Genomic DNA, 19,255 nt, shown 5'->3' with positions numbered 1-19,255 from the left:
TTATTCGGCACGGTCGGGACGGACCAGGCGCTAGTACTGCCCCTGCTGGGGGCGTGGAACGCTGATCTGGTCGGCTGACCGTGCCGGGCACGCTGTTGGGTGTCTGAGGGTGCGAGCGTTGCTCGCCCTTCACGATGCCGGCCCCGGTGCAGCGCCGCGTGATGTGGTGTGTGACGGGTGGTTGGTCGTTGTTTGAGAACTGCACAGTGGACGCGAGCATCTGTGGCCAAGTTTTTAAGGGCGCACGGTGGATGCCTTGGCACCAGGAACCGATGAAGGACGTGGGAGGCCGCGATAGGCCCCGGGGAGTCGTCAACCAGGCTTTGATCCGGGGGTGTCCGAATGGGGAAACCCGGCAGTCGTCATGGGCTGTCACCCTTGCCTGAACACATAGGGCAAGTGGAGGGAACGCGGGGAAGTGAAACATCTTAGTACCCGCAGGAAGAGAAAACAACCGTGATTCCGGGAGTAGTGGCGAGCGAAACTGGATGAGGCCAAACCTATGGCGTGTGAGACCCGGCAGGGGTTGCGTCGTGGGGGTTGTGGGATCTCTTTTTCACGGTCTGCCGGCCGTGGGACGAGTCAGAAACCGTATGGATAGGCGAAGGACATGCGAAAGGTCCGGCGTAGAGGGTAAGACCCCCGTAGCTGAAATCTGTACGGCTCGTTGGAGAGACACCCAAGTAGCACGGGGCCCGAGAAATCCCGTGTGAATCTGGCGGGACCACCCGCTAAGCCTAAATATTCCCTGGTGACCGATAGCGGATAGTACCGTGAGGGAATGGTGAAAAGTACCCCGGGAGGGGAGTGAAATAGTACCTGAAACCGTGTGCCTACAAGCCGTGGGAGCGTCGGATGGAAGCTTGCTTTCATCTCGTGACTGCGTGCCTTTTGAAGAATGAGCCTGCGAGTTTGCGGTGTGTTGCGAGGTTAACCCGGGTGGGGTAGCCGTAGCGAAAGCGAGTCCGAACAGGGCGGTGTAGTAGCGCGCTCAAGACCCGAAGCGGAGTGATCTAGCCATGGGCAGGTTGAAGCGGAGGTAAGACTTCGTGGAGGACCGAACCCACCAGGGTTGAAAACCTGGGGGATGACCTGTGGTTAGGGGTGAAAGGCCAATCAAACTCCGTGATAGCTGGTTCTCCCCGAAATGCATTTAGGTGCAGCGTCGTGTGTTTCTTGCCGGAGGTAGAGCACTGGATAGGCGATGGGCCCTACCGGGTTACTGACCTTAGCCAAACTCCGAATGCCGGTAAGTGAGAGCGCGGCAGTGAGACTGTGGGGGATAAGCTCCATGGTCGAGAGGGAAACAGCCCAGAGCATCGACTAAGGCCCCTAAGCGTACGCTAAGTGGGAAAGGATGTGGAGTCGCAGAGACAACCAGGAGGTTGGCTTAGAAGCAGCCACCCTTGAAAGAGTGCGTAATAGCTCACTGGTCTAGTGATTCCGCGCCGACAATGTAGCGGGGCTCAAGCGTACCGCCGAAGTCGTGTCATTCCAGTGTGAGGGCCAACGCCTGCTGGGATGGGTAGGGGAGCGTCGTCTGCCGGGTGAAGCAGCACCGGAAGGTAGTTGTGGACGGTTGACGAGTGAGAATGCAGGCATGAGTAGCGATACAAACGTGAGAAACGTTTGCGCCGATTGACCAAGGGTTCCTGGGTCAAGCTGATCTGCCCAGGGTAAGTCGGGACCTAAGGCGAGGCCGACAGGCGTAGTCGATGGATAACCGGTTGATATTCCGGTACCCGCTGTGAAGCGTCAAACATCGAGCATCGTGATGCTAAGGCCGTGAAGCCGCCCTGATCTCTTCGGAGTTGAGGGGAGTGGTGGAGCCGCCGGTCCAAGCGGTTAGTAGGTGAGTGATGGGGTGACGCAGGAAGGTAGTCCATCCCGGGCGGTGGTTGTCCCGGGGTAAGGGTGTAGGCCGTGCGATAGGTAAATCCGTCGTGCGTGTGGCTGAGACCTGATGCCGAGCCGATTGTGGTGAAGTGGATGATCCTATGCTGTCGAGAAAAGCCTCTAGCGAGTTTCATGGCGGCCCGTACCCTAAACCGACTCAGGTGGTCTGGTAGAGAATACCGAGGCGTTCGGGTGAACTATGGTTAAGGAACTCGGCAAAATGCCCCCGTAACTTCGGGAGAAGGGGGGCCACACCCGGTGATGGGTTTTACATCCTGAGCTGGGGGTGGCCGCAGAGACCAGCGAGAAGCGACTGTTTACTAAAAACACAGGTCCGTGCGAAGCCGTAAGGCGATGTATACGGACTGACGCCTGCCCGGTGCTGGAACGTTAAGGGGACCGGTTAGTCATTCTTCGGGGTGGCGAAGCTGAGAACTTAAGCGCCAGTAAACGGCGGTGGTAACTATAACCATCCTAAGGTAGCGAAATTCCTTGTCGGGTAAGTTCCGACCTGCACGAATGGCGTAACGACTTCTCGACTGTCTCAACCATAGGCCCGGTGAAATTGCACTACGAGTAAAGATGCTCGTTTCGCGCAGCAGGACGGAAAGACCCCGGGACCTTTACTACAGTTTGATATTGGTGTTCGGTTCGGCTTGTGTAGGATAGCTGGGAGACTGTGAGCATCGGACGCCAGTTCGGTGGGAGTCGTCGTTGAAATACCAGTCTGGTCGTGCTGGATGTCTAACCCGGGTCCGTGATCCGGATCGGGGACAGTGTCTGATGGGTAGTTTAACTGGGGCGGTTGCCTCCCAAAGGGTAACGGAGGCGCCCAAAGGTTCCCTCAGCCTGGTTGGCAATCAGGTGGTGAGTGTAAGTGCACAAGGGAGCTTGACTGTGAGACCGACGGGTCGAGCAGGGACGAAAGTCGGGACTAGTGATCCGGCGGTGGCTTGTGGAAGCGCCGTCGCTCAACGGATAAAAGGTACCCCGGGGATAACAGGCTGATCTTCCCCAAGAGTCCATATCGACGGGATGGTTTGGCACCTCGATGTCGGCTCGTCGCATCCTGGGGCTGGAGTCGGTCCCAAGGGTTGGGCTGTTCGCCCATTAAAGCGGTACGCGAGCTGGGTTTAGAACGTCGTGAGACAGTTCGGTCCCTATCCGCTGTGCGCGTAGGAGTCTTGAGAAGGGCTGTCCCTAGTACGAGAGGACCGGGACGGACGAACCTCTGGTGTGCCAGTTGTTCTGCCAAGGGCATGGCTGGTTGGCTACGTTCGGGAGGGATAACCGCTGAAAGCATCTAAGCGGGAAGCCTGCTTCGAGATGAGGACTCCCACCCACTTGATGGGGTAAGGCTCCCAGTAGACGACTGGGTTGATAGGCCGGATCTGGAAGCACGGTAACGTGTGGAGGTGACCGGTACTAATAGGCCGAGGGCTTGTCCTCAGTTGCTCGCGTCCACTGTGTTGGTTCTGAAACCACGAACGACCCCGTTGCCCGTGTGGTGGCGGTGCGGGTGTTGACAGTTTCATAGTGTTTCGGTGGTTATAGCGTGAGGGAAACGCCCGGTTACATTCCGAACCCGGAAGCTAAGCCTTACAGCGCCGATGGTACTGCAGGGGGGACCCTGTGGGAGAGTAGGACACCGCCGAACAAATAGTGCGAAAGGCCCACACCAGAAATGGTGTGGGCCTTTTTGCGTTTGGAGGACTTCCCCCTCCCCCTTTCTGGGTTGTTGTTTTCTGGGTTGTTGGTCTCAACGCGGAGAATCAAAGGCGTCCCGCAGCCTTCAGGGCCAGATACGCATCCGCCAGAGCCGGCGGCAAATCGTCCGGAGTCGCGTCGACGACTGTGACTCCATGGCGGCGGAGTTGCTCGGCGGTGCGGTGGCGATCTGCTTGGGCCTGGGCTGCTGCCGCGGCGTCGTAGACGGCCTCCGTGCTGCCTCGGGAGGTGGCCATGCGGGCGATGTATGGGTCCGCGACCGAGGCCAGCAGGACCGTATGGCGTTGGGTGAGGCGGGAGAGGACGGGGAGGAGGCCCTGTTCGATGGGGGCCGCGTCGAGGGTGGTGAGGAGGACGATCAGGGTGCGGCGGGAGGCGGTACGGAGTGCTGTGGCCGTGAGGCCTCGGGCGTCCGTCTCGATGAGTTCCGGTTCGAGGGTGGCCATCGCGTTGACCAGGGACGGGAGGACGTCGCTGGCTGAGCGGCCCTGGACGAGGGCGCGGACGCGGCGGTCGTAGGCCAGGAGGTCCACGCGGTCGCCGGCGCGGGAGGCCAGGGCGGCCAGGAGGAGAGCCGCGTCCATGGAGGCGTCGAGGCGGGGGGCGTCGCCCACGCGGCCCGCGGAGGTTCGGCCGGTGTCCAGGACCAGCAGGATGTGGCGGTCGCGTTCGGGGCGCCAGGTGCGTACCGCTACCGAGGACTGGCGGGCCGTGGCGCGCCAGTCGATGGAGCGGGTGTCGTCGCCGGGGATGTACTCGCGGAGGCTGTCGAACTCCGTGCCCTCGCCTCGGGTGAGGACGCTGGTGCGGCCGTCGAGTTCGCGCAAACGGGCCAGTTTGGACGGCAGGTGCTTGCGGCTGGTGAACGGCGGGAGCACGCGTACGGTCCAGGGGACCTTGTGGCCGGCCTGGCGGGCGAAGAGACCTAGGGGGCCATACGAGCGGATCGTGACCTTGTCGGCTTGGCGGTCGCCTCTGCGGGTGGGGCGGAGCCGGGTGGTGACGCGTCGGCGTTCGCCTGCGGGGACCGTGAGGCGGTGGCGGGAGGCGGCGACCTCGGTGCCCGGCAGCCAGCTGCTGGGGGGCCAGGCGTCGCGAAGGTGGGCGCGTAGGGGGCGATTGGAGGGGTTGGTGACCGTGAGGGTGACGTCCGCGGTTTCGCCCAGGCGTGCGGAGGTGTCGCCGGAGCGCGTGAGGCTCAGGCGGCGCACTGGGGCGGCGAGGGCGTAGTCGCAGGCGCACGCCAGAGCCAGGGGTGCGTTCACGGCGAGGATGCCCGTCCAGCTGGGTTCCCAGATGCCGATGGGGAGGGTGCCTAGGGCCGCCAGAAGTGCGGCGCGTCCGGTGGGAGCCATCAGCGGGGGACGGGGACGTGGGCGAGGATCGCGTTGATGACCGAGTCGGCCGTCACGCCTTCCATTTCGGCCTCCGGGCGGAGTTGGACGCGGTGGCGGAGGGTCGGGAGGGCGAGTGCCTTGACGTCGTCGGGGATGACGTAGTCGCGGCCCGTCAGCCAGGCCCAGGCGCGGGAGGCCGCGAGGAGGGCGGTGGCGCCTCGGGGGGAGACACCGAGGGTGAGGGACGGTGATTCGCGGGTGGCGCGGCAGATGTCGACCACGTAGGCGGTGATCTCGGGGGAGACCGTCGTCTTGGCGACGGCGGCGCGTGCGGCTTCGAGGTCGGCGGCGTTCGCGACGGGGCGTACGCCGGCGGCGCGCAGGTCGCGTGGGTTGAAGCCCTCGGCGTGGCGGGTGAGCACGTTGATCTCGTCCTGGCGGGAGGGGAGCGGAACCGTCAGTTTGAGGAGGAAACGGTCCAGTTGTGCCTCGGGGAGGGGGTACGTGCCCTCGTACTCGACAGGGTTCTGGGTCGCGGCGACCAGGAACGGCTCCGGGAGCGGACGGGGAGTGCCGTCGACTGTGACCTGGCGTTCCTCCATCGCTTCGAGGAGGGACGATTGGGTCTTGGGCGGCGTGCGGTTGATCTCGTCGGCGAGGAGGAGATTGGTGAAGACCGGGCCCGGCTGGAAGGAGAACTCGGCGGTGCGGGTGTCGTAGACGAGGGAGCCGGTGACGTCGCTCGGCATGAGGTCCGGGGTGAACTGGACGCGCTTGGTGTCGAGTTCGAGCGCTGCCGCCAGGGCGCGGACGAGCAGCGTTTTGGCGACTCCGGGGACTCCTTCCAGTAGGACGTGTCCGCGGCAGAGGAGGGCGACGACGAGGCCGGTCACGGCGGGGTCCTGGCCGACCACGGCTTTGGCGATCTCGGCGCGCAGGGCCTCCAGGGAGGCGCGGGCGGCGCCCTGGTCCCCGGAGTTCCCGGCGTTGTCAGTGGTCGGGTCCATCATGGACGGCGTACCTCTCTTTCGAGGGCGTCGAGTTGGTCGGTGAGTGCGATGAGGGCTGCGTCGTCGCCGGGTGGCGGGCCGAAGAGGAGGGTGTGCAGGGCCTGTCCGTCGCCGCGGAGGTGGGTGGACAGGGCGGGGAGCAGGGCCTCGGGCGTGTGCGCCCGGGAGACGGGGACACCTACGAGGGGGGCGAGGCGCGTGCGGGTGGTGGAGCGAAGAGCGGCGGCTGCGCGGTCACGGGCGCCCGCCTTGCGGTAGAGGCGGGCGCGGCCTTCGACGGTTTCGGAGGCGCGGATCGCGACGGGGAGTTTCTCGGGTACCAGGGGGCCGAGTCGGCGTGCCCGCCAGAGGGCGGCGAGGGCTGCGGCGATGAAGAGCTGCAGGGTGCCCCAGAGCCAGCCGGAGGGGACCAGGTCGAAGAAGCTGCGGTCGGCGTCGGCCGCAGAGTCGTCGGAGAGCGAGGGGAGGTACCAGACCAGATGGGGGCGGGAGCCGAGGAGTTGGAGGGCGAGGGAGGCGTTGCCCTGCTCGTCGAGGCGGTCGTTGTAGAGGATGTCGGGGGCGCCGAGCACGACGGTGTCGCCGTCCCCTTCGGGTGCCGGGAGGCGCACCAGGGTGGGCCTGCCGTGCTCGGGGTAGCAGGTGTCGGCGTCGGGGGCGGTGACGCGGTAGCGGATGCCGCCGAGGTCGGCGCTGCCCGCGCGCCGGGCGGCGGGCAGGTCGCAGCGGGGCGTGAGCGTGGAGTCGAGGCTGAGGACCGGGTCGGCGGTGACTCCGGGGGCGAGCGTGGCCACGGACGGGGTGTCGGGGGCGACGAGGACCGTCCGGCCGCCGGAGGCTTCGGTCGCCGTGTGGAGGCGGCTCTGCTGGGAGTCGGTCAGCAGGTCCGGGACGGCGATCAGGAGGGTGGTGTCGGCGTCGGCCGCGGCGCTCGCTTCGTCGAGGGTGGTGACCACGCGGGTGGACACGCCCCGGTCGTCGAGGAGTTCGGCGACGGCCCGGCTGCCCTGGGGGTCGGCCGAGCGTGGGTCGAGGCGGCCGTGGGCGTCGCCGGAGCGGATCACGGCGATCACTACGGCCGCCGCCAGGAGAAACACCATCGCGATGACGACACCGCGCGCGCGGGTCCACACCTGGCGGGCGGTGGGCGAGGCCGAGGTGGACGGGAGCGTGGCCTCGGTGGTCATTCGGCGGCTCCCTGGCGGGTGCTGTGGGCTGTGCTCGCCGTGCTCAGGACGCTGTTGGCCAGTGTCGGCCTGGCATGCTCGACCTCGTCGTCGAGGGCGGCGAGCCGGCGGTACGTTCCTTCAGCGGCGGACCGGCCACCGTATGTGACGTCGTCGAAGTCCCGGGCGACGGCGCGCAGTCGGTCGGCGTGGACGGGGAGTACCCGGCCTGCTTCGGAGGCCGCTTCGTCGGCGGTGCGGCCGGGGCGTATGTCGAGCAGGGCGCGTTCCTCCAGGGAGCGGACGACAGCACGCATGCGTTCCTGGACGGCCTGGTTCCAGTGGCCCTGGGCGGCCTGTGCCTCGGCGGCGGCGCGGTGTTCGGCGGCGCTGCGGGGGCGGTCGTCGAAGAGCGTGGCGGACGACGTGGGGGTGCGGCGCGGGGTGCCGAGGCGCCACCACAGGGCGCCGATGAGCGCCAGCACGGCCAGGACGATGACGGCGAGGCCGAGCGCGCCGCCCGGGGTGGCGGCGGAGGCGGCGCCGAACACTTTGTCGAGCCACTCCCAGAAGGCGTCCATGGCGCGCTCGTACCAGCTGGGGTCGTTCTCGTGGTACATCCGCTTGGACAGCTCGTCCTTGGCCGCCTCCCGCGCGGGGTCGCGTGGCAGGGTGACCGGTGGTTCGTCGGCCGAGCGCCACGAAACCGGTACGACGGTCAGAACTCCCCCCGACAGTCTCACCGCATCAGCTCCCCGGGGTGGTGCCGCGGGCGTCGCCGCCGTAGTCCTGGATGCCGGCGGCGCGGGCCAGTTCGAGGTCGAGGGCCTCGCGGCGGATGCGCTGGTCGATGTAGAGGAGCACGGTGACGCCGGCGCTGATCGGGAAGGTCAGGGTGGACCCGATCACCGCGCCTACGCCGCTGACGACGAGGTACGTCCAGCCGAGGTCGGTGCTGCCGGAGAGCAGGCCGGAGATGCCGTCCCCGTCCAGGGCCGTGGCCGCGAACGAGAACGGGATCACGATGATGGACGCGATCACGTTGGCGATGATCGCGGCGAGCAGCTGGATGCCGCAGACCCGCCACCAGGAGCCGCGGACCAGCTTGATCGAGCGGCTCATCGACTTGAAGACGCCCTGCTTCTCCAGCATCAGCGCGGGCGAGGCGAGCGAGAAGCGGACCATCAGCCATACGGCGACGACGAAGCCGCCGATGCCGCCGATGACGGCGAGGAACGCGCCCGCACCGCCGCCGCCCGCGACGGCGACGAGGATGCCGGGCAGGGTGCCCACGGCAATGATCAGGCTGGCGACCAGCGGCAGCAGGAGGGTCAGGCCGAACAGCTTCAGCAGCTGCGGGCGGGCGTCCCGCCAGGCCTCGGCGGTGGTCACCGACTTGCCGAGCACGGCGCGGCTGGTCACGGTCGTCAGCAGGGCCGTCGCGACGATGGTGCCCAGCAGCGAGATCAGCAGGACGACGGCGGTGCTCAGCAGGGTCTCGCCGAGGGCCTCGGTCAGCTCGCCGGGCGTGGCGGTGGGGTCGTTGAGGACGTCCGAGTTTGTGGTGTCGTTGAGAACGAGGCCCTGGAGCAGGATGACCGCGATCTGGGTGACGACCGCGACGGTCAGGGAGATGCCGAGGACCGTGCGCCAGTGGGTGCGCATCGTGGAGACCGCGCCGTCGAGGATCTCGCCGACGCCCAGCGGGCGCAGCGGGATCACACCGGGCTTGGCCGCAGGCGGAGGACCGCCCCAACCGCCGCCCCAGCCGGGAGCGCCGTAACCGGGTGCGCCGTAGCCGGGTGCCCCGTAGCCGGGGTGGCCGCCGGGGGCGCCGTGGCCCCCTGGGGGGCCGTAGCCGGGGCCGGGGTAGGGGCCGCCGGGGTGCGGCTGGCCGGGGTGCCCGGGTTGGCCGCCCCAGCCCGGGCCGGGCTGGGGCGGTGGCGGGGCCTGGCCGGGGGCCTGAGGGCTCGGATTGCTCCACGGGGCGGGCGGAGGCTGCTCCTTGGACCACTTGGACGGCGGCTGCGGCTGGTCGGAGCCGCTCTGGTCCGCAGGCTGCGCGGCACCCTGCTGGTCCGGCTTGTCGCCGTCCGAGGGGGCCGGTCCGGGCGAGGCCCAGCCCGGAGTGTCCTTCATCGTCGCTCCTTCACGGTGCTCGTCCGCGGTCGCGGCGGCAGGTTGGCGCCCATCGTGCCACGCGGTGTCCGAGAAGTGACCGGGGGCCGTGAGGGCTGCGCACCTTCAATTGTCCGCCGGATACGGGGCAGACTGGCCGCATGGCTGATCAGCACGCGCAATCAGGCGACGACGTCCGGCCGACCGGGATACCCGCGATCCGCTGGGACGAGCCACCCGAAGGCCCCGTCCTGGTCCTCCTGGACCAGACGAGGCTGCCGGCCGAGGAGGTCGAGCTGGTGTGCACGGACGCACCCGCGCTGGTGGAAGCGATCCGTTCGCTCGCTGTGCGCGGGGCACCGCTGTTGGGGATCGCCGGGGCGTACGGGGTCGCGCTCGCCGCCGCGCGGGGCTTCGACGTGGAGGCCGCCGCCGAGGCGCTCGCGGGCGCCCGGCCCACGGCGGTGAACCTCGCCGTGGGGGTGCGCCGGGCACGGGCCGCGTACCAGGCGGCGCTCGGCCGGACGGGCGACCGGGAACAGGCCGCCGAGGCAGCCCTCGCCGCGGCGCGGGCGCTGCACCGGGAGGACGCCGAGGCCAGCGCACGGATGGCCGCGCACGGACTGGCGCTGCTCGACGAGCTGCTGCCGGGCGGCGGCCACCGGGTGCTCACGCACTGCAACACCGGGTCGTTGGTGTCGGGCGGGGAGGGCACGGCGTTCGCGGTGGCGCTCGCGGCGCACCGGTCGGGGCGGCTGCGTCGGCTGTGGGTGGACGAGACGCGACCGTTGCTGCAGGGTGCCCGGCTGACGGCGTACGAGGCGGCGCGCAGCGGAATGGCGTACACCTTGCTCACGGACAATGCCGCGGGGTCGCTGTTCGCGTCCGGAGAGGTGGACGCGGTGCTGGTGGGGGCCGACCGGATCGCCGCCGACGGCTCGGTGGCGAACAAAGTCGGGACGTATCCGCTCGCGGTCCTTGCCCGGTACCACCATGTGCCGTTCATCGTGGTGGCGCCGGTGACGACGGTGGATCCGGACACCCCGGACGGGGCGTCCATCGAGGTGGAGCAGCGTGCGGGCCATGAGGTGACCGGGTTCGCCGCACCGCAGGTGCCGGCGGCGGGAGCAGAGGCGGGAGGCGGAATTCCGGTGGCGCCCCTGGGGACGCAGGCGTACAACCCGGCGTTCGATGTGACGCCGCCCGAGCTGGTGACGGCGATCGTCACCGAGGAGGGGGCCGTGTCCCCCGTGACGGCTGACGCGCTTGCGGAGCTGTGTGACAGGTCACGCCGGGTAACGATTTAGTTAATGGGATGATGTCGCGCTGATCGACGAGAACGGCCCCGCCACCTGCGCCGATTCGCAGGAAGCGGGGCCGTGACATCCAACGGCTACATCAAGCGGCCTCAGGGACTGATCGGTCGGCCTCCAACTCGCGGATACGGGCCGGTTGCCGCAGCAGCCTGTCGAGTTGGCTCACCGCCTCCACCACATCCGGGTCGAGCGCTTCGGCGTAGATGTCGAGCGTGGTCGCGATCCGGCTGTGCCGCAAGATTGCCTTGATGATCCTGGGATGCACTCGGAGGTGGACAAGGAGTGTGCCGCACGACTTGCGGAGTCCCTTGGGGTTCATCTTCCCGAGGTCGGACAGCCTGAGGATGCGTTGCATGATCAGGTAGAGGGACGCGGCCAGGAGCGGGCGGCCGGTGCGTGTGACGAAGACGTGCCTCTCCGGGTCCTCGAACCAGGGTTTCCCCCTGCTGATCGCCCTCTCGCGTAGCCAGGCGGTACGCATCCGTGTCCAACGCAGCGGGGCGATGCATTGGGCAGGCAAGGGCAGGGGAGCTTTCGACGTCGCGGTCTTGAGTTCGACATCGATCGTGCCCGCACTCGTACGCTGCCGCTGCTTCTCAACCCAGAGAACGCGGTTCTCCAGGTCGATGTTCTCCCACCGGAGGCCGCACAGCTCAGCGCGCCTCAGCCCGAGCAGGCAGAGCAGCAGGAACGCCGGGTAGTACTCGCTGTAGCGCCGGGCGGCGGCGAGGAACCGAAGCACCGTGACCGCGTCCCAGCTCTTCCCACTGTCTGTGGTGGCCCGCACATGCACGAGCTTGGCCACGTTCCGAGTAAGGCCGATGTCTTCGACCATCGCGGCCGTCAGCGACGCTGAGAGGACCCGAAGGCAGTGCTTAGCAGTCTTGGCCCCCTTGTCCTCTGCGAGCCGCTGTATGACCCCGCGCAGCTCTTTGACACCCAGCTTCAACATGACCTTGGAGCCCAGTCGGGGGCGCAGATGGTTGCGCACGGCTGTCTCGTACGCGCGATAGCTCTCCGCCGCGAGGTTGGGTTTCACGACCACCTCTAGCCAGTAGTCGAACCACTGCCCCAAGGTCATGTCACGCGTGGGCGTAGGGATGCCACCGCTCGCACGGTCAAGTAGTTCGCGCCGCTTCCGGTCGCACTCGTCGAAGGTCTTGCCATAGGCGAACTTCCGCTTCACCGTCCCGTCCGGCTGAGGGACGTACACCGCTGCCTGGTATCGGCCGTCTTTGCGCAGGGTGACCGTTCCAGAGCCGTTGGGATTGCGCTTGCGCTGACGGGCCATCAGGAGCCCTCCTCAAGCCGCGCGCGGATGTACTCCTGAACGGCGGTCTCGGGGATGCGACGGGCGCGGCCCTCGGTGAAGGAGGCGAGACGCTTCGTGCGGATCAGGTCGTAGACCTTGCTCTTGCCGAGCTTGAGCCGCGCCATGACGTCCGGCACGGTCAGAAGATCAGGGGGCACTGTGGTCATGCGGCGGCTCCTTCCGGGTCGGGTTGGTTGTGCCGTTCTTCGCGGGCGATCTCGCGGCTCTGTTGGATGTCGCGATGGATGCTGGCGGCGAGCCAGGATTCGCCGGGGGTGTGGCCGTGTCCGGCGTAGGTCCAGTGGGCGAGGGTGAGCGTGGTTGCCTCCGGGGTGTCGTCGGGGTCGGGCAGACCGAGGGCGGCGCGTTGCTGGGCGGCTCGGTAGTCGGCGCGGACCTGGCGGAGGGCGCCGAGGGTGGTGGAGTAGCGACGGGACTTCGTGGAGAAGTGGCCCCGGAAGCCGAGCATGTGAGCCCAGTCGCGCAGCTTGCGTTCGGGGTAGAGCGCGTGCAGGTCGAGACAGGCTTCGATCAGCCGACGCGGGTGATCGGGCACGCCGAGGAGCGCAAGTGCTTCCTTGTTGCCGACGCGGCGATCCACGGTGCCGGTGGTCTCGGCCGCTTTGGTGGCGTACTTGGCGACGTAGGAGGCCACCGCTTGTTCGGTGATCTCTTCGCCGTTGCCGAAGGCGCCGATGGGCTGCACGTCGAGCTGGGTGCCCCAGCGCAGCGTGCGGGCCGGTTGGTCCCCGGCCGGGGGCACGTCGACCGCGACGCGGGCGGCGGCGGCGCGGATCGCGTCGGTAAGCAGGCCGACGCTGGCCCAGTGCGGGGGTGGGGTGTCGGGCCCTTCCGGACCGTCGAAGCGGATCACGGCGTGGAAGTGCACGGCTCCGCGCTTTTGGTACTCCGCGACTTTGCCGAAGGCGAGCCGGGACTGTTCGCGGGCGGCTTTCTGCGTGAGTCCGGCCCGCTTCGCGATCTCGCGGCGGAGGTAGATCGTGAAGTAGCGCCACAGGTCGGAGGCGTGGTTGTTCCACAGCACCGCGCCCGCGTAGTCGTACGAGGCTGGGTCGAGGGGGGTGCCGAGTTCGGGCGTGTCCTCGGGGTGGCGTTGGCCGCAGCGGCAGGGCCGGTTGCCGGGCCGGTTGTGGACGGGGCCGAACGAGGGGGCGGTGAGGGTGGCGAAGACGCGGGGGTGTTCGCGGACGGTGGCGGGGGTGCCCTTGGCGGGGTCGCCGGTGAGTCCGGCGCGGATCAGGTGGTAGGTGTCTCCGGCGTAGGTCCAGGCGCAGGCCGGGCAGCGGGAAGCGCGGCGGTTGCCGCACGCGACGCGGAGCATGCCGCCCGGCTCGGTGTCGGTGGAGTATGCGTGCAGGACCGTCTTGGTGGTCGGGTCGATCGTCTTCGTGCCGCCCATCAGGCGGATGGGGTCGGAGCAGCCGCCCGTACGGCGGATCTGTTCCTTCCAGCGGTCGAAGTCGGCCGAACCGGCCACCCTCAGCACGTCGGCGAGGGTGGCCGGGTCGAGACCCGCCAGGGTGGCGGTGTCGGTCACGCGATCACCTCCCCGTGCGCATGAGGGCGGCGGGGTGGGCGTGACCGGTGCCCTGGCAGACGGGGCAGACGACGCGGAGGGTGGCGCGGGTGCCGTCGTGGTGACGGGCACCGGTGGTGATCGCGGCGGTGGCGAAGCCGTCGCAGTCACGGCAGACGGGCGTGTTTTGGGCGTGCTGAGGCATGATGGGGCTTCCCTTTCGGGTCGTTGGATCTGGAAGGGGTGCAGGCGCCCGGAGCGGCGGAAGTTTGGCGACCGAGGCCGCTCCGGGGGCCGTCAGGCGTAGCAGTTGGCCAGTCGGGATCCTGCGTCGATCGCGCGGCGGCGCTCCTGCTCGGCTTCGGCGCGGTAGAGCCAGAGGGCCGATGCCTGCTCGTCGCAGGTGACCGAGACGGGTGCGGCGCGGTACGAATGCGGGTCGCCCACAGGCGCATACTCGGGACCGAAGACGATCGGGTCGGCGGGCTTGTCCATGGCGCTCACCGGCCCTTGCCGCTCTCGGAGGCCAACAGGGAGCGCAGGACGACCGCGCACACGGCGACCGAGGTAGCCGTGATGGCGACCGCGAGGAGCATGGAGACCAGGACCGCTCCGACGACGAGGACCACGGCGCCGCCGCCGGTGGCGAGGGCGAGCGCGCTGCCGCCGGTGAGCTGGACGGTCGGCCGGTTCGAGGCCGGGGCGACCAGCGCCGGGGCCGACGGCTGGACGGTCGCCGGGGCGTGGGCGGTCGGGGCGGTGGCCGTGACCGGGGGTGCGGTGTCCTGATGCGGGTACTTCGGCGTGAACACGAGGCGGTTCCCTTCTATTTGAGGACGGTGCCGAGGGCGGGGGCGAGGAAGCTTCCGGCGACGAGGTAGCCGCCGACCAGGAGCACGGCGACCAGCCACCACGGCGGGCGGGCGAGCTTGACGCCGAGCCATCCGACGACGAGCCGGGCGAGCCAGAGCGGTACGTCCATGGCGATCTCCCCTCAGGCCTTGCAGCGGTGGGTGCGGGCGGCGAGTTCGGCGGCCGACCGGTCGTTGTGCTCGGTGGAGAAGCCGCACTTGGGTGCGGTGCAGGCAGCGGTGTGCTTGGTCTGGCCCCGGCCGTTGTTGAACGTGCCGACCTTGACGGGGCCGATGCGGATCACGTCGTAGAAGCGGTTCGGGCGTGCCATCGGTGGAACCTCCTTGTCTGTCAGGCGAGTTGGGCGACGAGGGCCCCGGCGAGGTCGTCCGGGATGCCGAGGCGGGCGCGCAGGGTGGCGGCGTCGATATCGGTGCCGGTGCGGGCGCGGTGCTCGGTGGCGAACTTGCGGGCGTGGTCGACCAGCGCCGGGGGCAGGACCGGGGCCGAGGCTTCGGGCAGCGCCGGAACGGGCTCGGCCGGGAGAATCGGCTCAGGCTCAGGTTCGGGAGCCGGGGCGGGGTCAAGGTCGGGCGCGGGGGCCGGGGCTGCGGGCGCCGGCGGAACCGGCACCCGGTCCCCGGCCGGGTTCGGCGAGTGCACGAGCAGCGTGCCGCCGAGGAAGGCGAGCGCGGGCCACGCGGCAACGATGATGCGCAGCCAGGCCGGAACGGCGTCGAGGTCGAGCAGCCCGGCGGTGGCGACGTTGGCGCCGAGAGAGGCCACGAGGGCGATCAGGAACCAGCACCAGGCCAGCCACGACGGGCCATCAGCGCGCAGCCGACGCCACGCGGCGACCAGGAGCAGGTCAACGCTGATCGGGTAGGCCCATGCCTTCCAGCCGTCCTGTCCGGCGGCTGCGGCGAGGTCGTGCAGGTGGGCGAAGGACAGGGCACCGGCGATCACGGCTTGGACGAGTACGGCGTCGGGGCGGAACGAGCGGGGCACGGTCTTCACCTCCTTCGTGAGGGTTGAGCCGGGGCGGGGGCAGGGACGAGATCTCCGGCCGCCCAGCCCCGAGCGGTGTCAGTCAGTGGCTTCACCGGAGCCCCAGCATTCGCCGCACATGGCGGTCTGCCGGTGATCGGTGGCGCGGCCTTTACGGGGACCGACGCGAACGGTCTCGGTGATCTCGCCCTTGCCGTCGCAGGCCGTGCACTTCTTCACCCGGCGCTTGGCGGCGGTCCTACGTGCGGCCATCGGTGGTGCTCCTCTCCGGTTTTCGGCATGGCGGGGGTAGGGACTTGGCGCGATGCGGTCGCGCCGACTGTGCGAGGCGAGGTGTTACTCGATGACCGGGCGCGGGTTGACCAGCGTCGGTACGGGCTCCGGCACCGGGCGGACAGTCGGCCGGAACGGGGCCAGGAACGGCAACTCCGGAGTCAGGTGGGCGAATTCGCGGCACACGGCCGCAGCCTCAGCCGGAGTGGTCTCCGGGGTACGGATGCGGGACCAGCCGCCGGAAGTGTCCCCGGCCACGGCCACACCCGGACGGTCCGGCGGAATCGTGGTCACAGCGGCCACCGCGTCCGGCGCGATGTCCCCCAGCCCCATCTCGCCCGTCTGCTTGTCGTTGACGCGGTGCACCACCCGGCCCGTGAGCTGAGCACGAAGCGCGGTCGCGCCCTTGCCCAGGTCGGAGCCGAAGAGCTGCCCGCACACCTCCAGGAAGATCCCGACCGCACGGGCCAACTGCGCGAGTCGGACCAGTTGCATCACCGACCGGTCCCGACGTTCCTCCTCCTTCCTGGAGGTCACCAAGAACAGCTCCGCGACCTCGTCGACGATGACGACCAGAGGCACTGGCCGCACATCGTCCGGAAGCTCCCAGAGATCAGACGCGCCGTGTTCAGCCAGCAGGTCGAAGCGGTCTTCCATCTCGCCCACCAGCACATCCAGCAGCCGCGAGGCGTCATCCGGGGTGGTGACCAGAGCAGACAGACGGGGCGCGTAGCGGCTCTGTTCGACACCGCGTTTGCAGTCGATGCCGATCAATCCCACGGGCAACTGCGCCAGCCCCTTGATCAGGACGCGCTGATACATGGACTTGCCGGAGGAGTTCGCGCCCAGGGTCAGCGCCATCGGGACCTTGCGGTAATCCCGCTCGAAGACCGTGCCGTCCTCGCGCAGCGCCACCGGCACCACCAACCCGTGAGGGCGAGCCGAACGCGGCATCTTGACCCGCTTGAGCACGTCATACCCGGTCATCCGCAGTTCGACGAAGCCGGGCTTGGTCTCCGCCACGGTCACCGAGCGGACACCCCAGGCGTGCCGCAGACGCTCGGAGGAGGCGGTCAGGTCGGCCGGTTCCAGCCCGGCTGGGAGACGCAACGTGACGACCAGGCCCGTCGAGGTCGCGCGGACCCGGCGAACCTTCGGCGGCACGGGCCGAACCTCCCGGCGAGCGACGTTACGGGTCATGAAGGCCCGCAGGCTGGACGGCTGCACCGTCAGCCCGCACACCTCCATCGTCGAGCCGTACGTCCAGATAAACCGGCCCCAGGTGACCGGGAGCCCGACCGCCGACCAGTAGACGCGCGGCGCACGGTCCTTCGCGTAACCGAGCCCACCGGCACCGGCTGCCACCGTTCCCAGCTCCAGCCAGGGGGACAGGTCGGCCATGGTCAGGCCGCCGTGATCGCGACCGCGCGGAACGAGATTCCATGCCGCTTCTGGCCATTGAACTCGTTCTCCCAGTCACGCGCCTTCAGGCTGACGACCCGCACCGGCGTCCCCGGCACCAGGCCCTCGGGGATGCCCGTCTCGGGCACGGTCACCTGGTAGAGGTTCCCCTCTCCCTCGTCCGAGATCAGCAGACCCACCGTGGACAGGCCCGCACCGGTCTCCCGGTCCACAGCTCGCTCCCCGGTCTTCTTGTTGATCATCTTCGGTTCCGGCGCGGTCGCCACGAACACCACAGCGGTCGAAAGGTCGATCTTGAAAGACGGCATGAAGCATCTCCTCGTTCGCGGGGTTGCTCCGGCTGAGCAACCTCTCTAGAGATGACTCCATAGAACATCTCTAGAGAGGCAATGTCAACACGTCTCTAGAGATGTTTCAGGTCGGTCACCGTGGCCAGTCGATTGGTTGCGTCCTGGGGAGGACGCCTAAGCTGTCTAGAGAAGAAAGGAGGGATGACATGGCCACCCAGGGCAGCGGACGCCAGCCCAAGTACCAGCGCATTGCCGACGCGCTGAGGGAAGCGATCCAGGGCGGCGAGTACGGCCCCGGTGATCGGCTACCAGGAGAGAACGACCTCATGGCCACATACGACGTGGCCCGCATGACTGCACGTCAGGCACTGGGCGTCTTGCAGAACGAGGGGCTTGTCGAGTCTCGCAAGGGAGCAGGGGTATTCGTTCGCGACTTCAAGCCGCTCAGGCGGCGAGGTATCCAGCGGCTGTCCCGTGAGCAGTGGGGTCAGGGCCGCTCAGTGTGGGCGGCGGACATCGAAGGCCGCACCTTGACCGTGGACCAGATCGAAGTCTCCGAGGCGGTTGTGCCGACGCACATCCTCAACGTGCTTGGTGGCGAAGCCGGATCGCGCGCCTGCGTGCGAAGCCGTCGCTATGTGCTGGACGGCAAGCCTGTCCTGCTGGCGACCTCTTACCTGCCTTTGGACGTGGTAGCGGGGTCGGTGATCACTCAGGAAGACACAGGACCAGGCGGGATCTACGAGAGACTTGCCGAGCTTGGCTACAAACCCGTGCACTTCCGTGAGGAGATCCGGTCGCGGATGCCCTCCCAGGATGAGGCGAGTCGGCTTGGCCTTTCCATGGGCACGCCAGTGATCCTCATCTGCCGCACGGCCTACGCGGATGAGGGCCGACCTGTCGAGGTCAACGAAATGGTCCTCGATTCGGCCTCGTACATCCTGGAGTACGACTTCGACGCTTAGTCATGGGTGCGGATCATGCCCCCGACCATGTGCGAGGGTTGCGGGCCACGGTGTAGATCCGATCTATCTGATCCCGGGTGAGAGTTGGCAATAGTCCCGACAAGGTGCGGTTGATCTCGTCGGCTGACAGGACGAGAACCGGGGGAGCGGCGTTCTTCACCTTCACCTTCGCTGCATGGACCACAGAGATCACCGGACGCACGAGGATCTGAAATCCACAGTGACGTGACAGGGCTTGAGAGACGCGTTTGGCTTCGCTCTGACTGATCGCCACGTAGCGGGTCGACGTGCCGTTCACTGTGATCGCTCGGTCGCCGTACCAGACGGACTTGCCCTTGTGGTGCTTCGAGTTGATCGCGAATACGCCAGCCGGGCCGATTGCCAGATGATCTATGTCTGAGCCGCTGTCCCACTGGACGGCATGCAGTATGCGCCAGCCACGGAGCTTGAGTCTGTTGAGCCGCCGTCCTGTCACGAGTTCGCCGATCAGGCCCTGATGCCAACTCCGGATCTCGGAGCCGGGTAACCGGCAGTTGACGAACCTTAGGAACGCGTTTGGTTGCAGTTCGGCGATCTTCCTTCGTACCGCGTCGCCTGGTCTGTTCCGGGCCAGGTCATTCTGTGCAGCGTCCATGTCACGCCTCCCCCGATGAGCCAGCTCATCCCGCTCGTCTAGATCATCACGAAGGCGCGGCGTGGCCAAGGCTGGTATCAGCCAGGGGGGTTGTTACAGGTTTCTCTACCTCATCAAGCCCCCGTCCTTCGGCCGGGGGAGGGGGGATCCCACAGGGCACTACTCGCCGATCCGGCAGAGCTCCCAGCCGTCGCGCACTTGGGAGAACGGGACCCACCAGCACCACCACGGGACACCTCAGCTCCCCCATGCTCCATCCCCCCCCAGGGCCAGCACCTCAGCCCCTCGATCACCGGCCGACAGCAGCACGGGCCCGTGGTCGGGGGGCTCTTGGCCTTCGGCCATCCGGTCGCGCTGGCTCACCGGCTTCCCGGCCGCCGCTACGAAGATT

Annotated in this window: 20 protein-coding genes and 2 rRNA genes; 4 read left to right on the top strand and 18 right to left on the bottom strand. The window is 68.0% G+C overall.

Features of this window, described 5'->3' with window-relative positions; translation table 11 throughout:
• The first annotated feature begins 224 nt into the window (after nt 1-224).
• Nucleotides 225-3,345: ribosomal RNA gene (locus STRIP9103_RS39620) — 23S ribosomal RNA — on the top strand.
• A 91-nt stretch (nt 3,346-3,436) separates the two neighbouring features.
• Nucleotides 3,437-3,553, top strand: a 5S ribosomal RNA gene (gene rrf, locus STRIP9103_RS39615).
• A gap of 115 nt (nt 3,554-3,668) precedes the next feature.
• Here rrf and STRIP9103_RS39610 read toward each other — a convergent pair.
• From STRIP9103_RS39610 to STRIP9103_RS39590, 5 genes are read right to left on the bottom strand one after another with little or no spacing between them, the layout of a single operon-like run.
• A complete protein-coding gene (locus STRIP9103_RS39610; protein ID WP_009337465.1) occupies nt 3,669-4,979 on the bottom strand; it encodes a DUF58 domain-containing protein in 1,311 nt (436 codons plus the stop codon).
• Nucleotides 4,979-5,968: an AAA family ATPase gene (locus STRIP9103_RS39605; RefSeq protein WP_086019382.1), complete on the bottom strand. Its 990-nt coding sequence runs from the start codon at nt 5,966-5,968 to the stop codon at nt 4,979-4,981. Before STRIP9103_RS39605 ends, STRIP9103_RS39610 begins: the two co-directional genes overlap by 1 nt.
• The gene (locus STRIP9103_RS39600) at nt 5,968-7,158 is read right to left on the bottom strand and encodes a DUF4350 domain-containing protein (protein WP_009337456.1); all 1,191 of its coding nucleotides are present in this window, start codon (nt 7,156-7,158) and stop codon (nt 5,968-5,970) included. Before STRIP9103_RS39600 ends, STRIP9103_RS39605 begins: the two co-directional genes overlap by 1 nt.
• On the bottom strand, nt 7,155-7,880 hold the full coding sequence (locus STRIP9103_RS39595; RefSeq protein WP_009337475.1) for a DUF4129 domain-containing protein: 726 nt from the start codon (nt 7,878-7,880) through the stop codon (nt 7,155-7,157). The genes STRIP9103_RS39600 and STRIP9103_RS39595 overlap by 4 nt, the downstream gene beginning before the upstream one ends.
• 4 nt (nt 7,881-7,884) lie before the next feature.
• Entirely contained in the window at nt 7,885-9,276 is a 1,392-nt protein-coding gene (locus STRIP9103_RS39590; protein ID WP_009337487.1) for a DUF7544 domain-containing protein, read from the bottom strand.
• Between the two features lie 140 nt (nt 9,277-9,416).
• Here STRIP9103_RS39590 and mtnA point away from each other — a divergent pair, with 140 nt between their 5' ends.
• The gene (gene mtnA / locus STRIP9103_RS39585; RefSeq protein WP_009337466.1) at nt 9,417-10,562 is read left to right on the top strand and encodes an S-methyl-5-thioribose-1-phosphate isomerase; all 1,146 of its coding nucleotides are present in this window, start codon (nt 9,417-9,419) and stop codon (nt 10,560-10,562) included.
• Nucleotides 10,563-10,653: 91 nt separating this feature from the next.
• Here the strand turns inward: mtnA and STRIP9103_RS39580 are convergent, their stop codons facing one another.
• From STRIP9103_RS39580 to STRIP9103_RS39535, 12 genes are all read right to left on the bottom strand, one after another.
• A complete protein-coding gene (locus tag STRIP9103_RS39580; protein ID WP_009337452.1) occupies nt 10,654-11,862 on the bottom strand; it encodes a tyrosine-type recombinase/integrase in 1,209 nt (402 codons plus the stop codon).
• Nucleotides 11,862-12,050 carry a helix-turn-helix domain-containing protein gene (locus STRIP9103_RS39575; RefSeq protein ID WP_009337447.1) on the bottom strand — a complete coding sequence of 63 codons (189 nt, stop codon included), beginning with the start codon at nt 12,048-12,050 and terminating at the stop codon, nt 11,862-11,864. The genes STRIP9103_RS39580 and STRIP9103_RS39575 overlap by 1 nt, the downstream gene beginning before the upstream one ends.
• Nucleotides 12,047-13,441, bottom strand: coding sequence for a replication initiator protein RepSA (repSA, locus tag STRIP9103_RS39570; protein ID WP_009337468.1), 1,395 nt, complete (start codon nt 13,439-13,441; stop codon nt 12,047-12,049). Before repSA ends, STRIP9103_RS39575 begins: the two co-directional genes overlap by 4 nt.
• Before the next feature lie 4 nt (nt 13,442-13,445).
• On the bottom strand, nt 13,446-13,625 hold the full coding sequence (locus STRIP9103_RS39565; protein ID WP_009337444.1) for a hypothetical protein: 180 nt from the start codon (nt 13,623-13,625) through the stop codon (nt 13,446-13,448).
• 92 nt (nt 13,626-13,717) lie between these two features.
• The gene (locus STRIP9103_RS39560; protein ID WP_141596339.1) at nt 13,718-13,924 is read right to left on the bottom strand and encodes a hypothetical protein; all 207 of its coding nucleotides are present in this window, start codon (nt 13,922-13,924) and stop codon (nt 13,718-13,720) included.
• A complete protein-coding gene (locus tag STRIP9103_RS39555) occupies nt 13,921-14,232 on the bottom strand; it encodes a hypothetical protein (protein ID WP_009337472.1) in 312 nt (103 codons plus the stop codon). Before STRIP9103_RS39555 ends, STRIP9103_RS39560 begins: the two co-directional genes overlap by 4 nt.
• A gap of 14 nt (nt 14,233-14,246) precedes the next feature.
• The gene (locus STRIP9103_RS48665) at nt 14,247-14,402 is read right to left on the bottom strand and encodes a hypothetical protein (RefSeq protein WP_009337458.1); all 156 of its coding nucleotides are present in this window, start codon (nt 14,400-14,402) and stop codon (nt 14,247-14,249) included.
• A gap of 12 nt (nt 14,403-14,414) precedes the next feature.
• Nucleotides 14,415-14,603: a mobile element transfer protein gene (locus tag STRIP9103_RS39550; RefSeq protein ID WP_009337496.1), complete on the bottom strand. Its 189-nt coding sequence runs from the start codon at nt 14,601-14,603 to the stop codon at nt 14,415-14,417.
• Between the two features lie 20 nt (nt 14,604-14,623).
• The gene (locus tag STRIP9103_RS39545; protein ID WP_009337500.1) at nt 14,624-15,280 is read right to left on the bottom strand and encodes a DUF2637 domain-containing protein; all 657 of its coding nucleotides are present in this window, start codon (nt 15,278-15,280) and stop codon (nt 14,624-14,626) included.
• Between the two features lie 78 nt (nt 15,281-15,358).
• Nucleotides 15,359-15,532, bottom strand: coding sequence for a hypothetical protein (locus tag STRIP9103_RS50980; RefSeq protein WP_009337503.1), 174 nt, complete (start codon nt 15,530-15,532; stop codon nt 15,359-15,361).
• Nucleotides 15,533-15,616: 84 nt separating this feature from the next.
• Entirely contained in the window at nt 15,617-16,954 is a 1,338-nt protein-coding gene (locus tag STRIP9103_RS39540; RefSeq protein ID WP_009337481.1) for an FtsK/SpoIIIE domain-containing protein, read from the bottom strand.
• Nucleotides 16,955-16,956: 2 nt separating this feature from the next.
• Nucleotides 16,957-17,283: an SCO3933 family regulatory protein gene (locus STRIP9103_RS39535; protein ID WP_009337494.1), complete on the bottom strand. Its 327-nt coding sequence runs from the start codon at nt 17,281-17,283 to the stop codon at nt 16,957-16,959.
• Nucleotides 17,284-17,471: 188 nt separating this feature from the next.
• Here STRIP9103_RS39535 and STRIP9103_RS39530 point away from each other — a divergent pair, with 188 nt between their 5' ends.
• Nucleotides 17,472-18,230: a GntR family transcriptional regulator gene (locus STRIP9103_RS39530; RefSeq protein ID WP_009337445.1), complete on the top strand. Its 759-nt coding sequence runs from the start codon at nt 17,472-17,474 to the stop codon at nt 18,228-18,230.
• Nucleotides 18,231-18,243: 13 nt separating this feature from the next.
• Here the strand turns inward: STRIP9103_RS39530 and STRIP9103_RS47760 are convergent, their stop codons facing one another.
• Nucleotides 18,244-18,864 carry a nuclease-related domain-containing protein gene (locus STRIP9103_RS47760; RefSeq protein WP_009337477.1) on the bottom strand — a complete coding sequence of 207 codons (621 nt, stop codon included), beginning with the start codon at nt 18,862-18,864 and terminating at the stop codon, nt 18,244-18,246.
• Nucleotides 18,865-19,255: the final 391 nt, after the last annotated feature.

The organism is Streptomyces ipomoeae 91-03, assembly GCF_000317595.1.
In the GTDB taxonomy this organism is placed as follows: domain Bacteria; phylum Actinomycetota; class Actinomycetes; order Streptomycetales; family Streptomycetaceae; genus Streptomyces; species Streptomyces ipomoeae.
Note: the sequence above shows the minus strand (reverse complement) of the source record. Positions and strands in the feature narration are given on the sequence as shown.

Coding starts and splice junctions, on each gene's coding strand:
- STRIP9103_RS39530 (WP_009337445.1), top strand. CDS start 17,472: ATGGCCACCCAGGGCAGCGGACGCCAGCCCAAGTACCAGCGCATTGCC.
- STRIP9103_RS50980 (WP_009337503.1), bottom strand. CDS start 15,532: ATGGCCGCACGTAGGACCGCCGCCAAGCGCCGGGTGAAGAAGTGCACG.
- STRIP9103_RS39540 (WP_009337481.1), bottom strand. CDS start 16,954: ATGGCCGACCTGTCCCCCTGGCTGGAGCTGGGAACGGTGGCAGCCGGT.
- STRIP9103_RS39575 (WP_009337447.1), bottom strand. CDS start 12,050: ATGACCACAGTGCCCCCTGATCTTCTGACCGTGCCGGACGTCATGGCG.
- STRIP9103_RS39550 (WP_009337496.1), bottom strand. CDS start 14,603: ATGGCACGCCCGAACCGCTTCTACGACGTGATCCGCATCGGCCCCGTC.
- STRIP9103_RS39590 (WP_009337487.1), bottom strand. CDS start 9,276: ATGAAGGACACTCCGGGCTGGGCCTCGCCCGGACCGGCCCCCTCGGAC.
- STRIP9103_RS39580 (WP_009337452.1), bottom strand. CDS start 11,862: ATGGCCCGTCAGCGCAAGCGCAATCCCAACGGCTCTGGAACGGTCACC.
- STRIP9103_RS39600 (WP_009337456.1), bottom strand. CDS start 7,158: ATGACCACCGAGGCCACGCTCCCGTCCACCTCGGCCTCGCCCACCGCC.
- STRIP9103_RS39605 (WP_086019382.1), bottom strand. CDS start 5,968: ATGGACCCGACCACTGACAACGCCGGGAACTCCGGGGACCAGGGCGCC.
- STRIP9103_RS47760 (WP_009337477.1), bottom strand. CDS start 18,864: ATGGACGCTGCACAGAATGACCTGGCCCGGAACAGACCAGGCGACGCG.
- STRIP9103_RS39565 (WP_009337444.1), bottom strand. CDS start 13,625: ATGCCTCAGCACGCCCAAAACACGCCCGTCTGCCGTGACTGCGACGGC.
- mtnA (WP_009337466.1), top strand. CDS start 9,417: ATGGCTGATCAGCACGCGCAATCAGGCGACGACGTCCGGCCGACCGGG.
- STRIP9103_RS48665 (WP_009337458.1), bottom strand. CDS start 14,402: ATGGACGTACCGCTCTGGCTCGCCCGGCTCGTCGTCGGATGGCTCGGC.
- STRIP9103_RS39610 (WP_009337465.1), bottom strand. CDS start 4,979: ATGGCTCCCACCGGACGCGCCGCACTTCTGGCGGCCCTAGGCACCCTC.
- STRIP9103_RS39535 (WP_009337494.1), bottom strand. CDS start 17,283: ATGCCGTCTTTCAAGATCGACCTTTCGACCGCTGTGGTGTTCGTGGCG.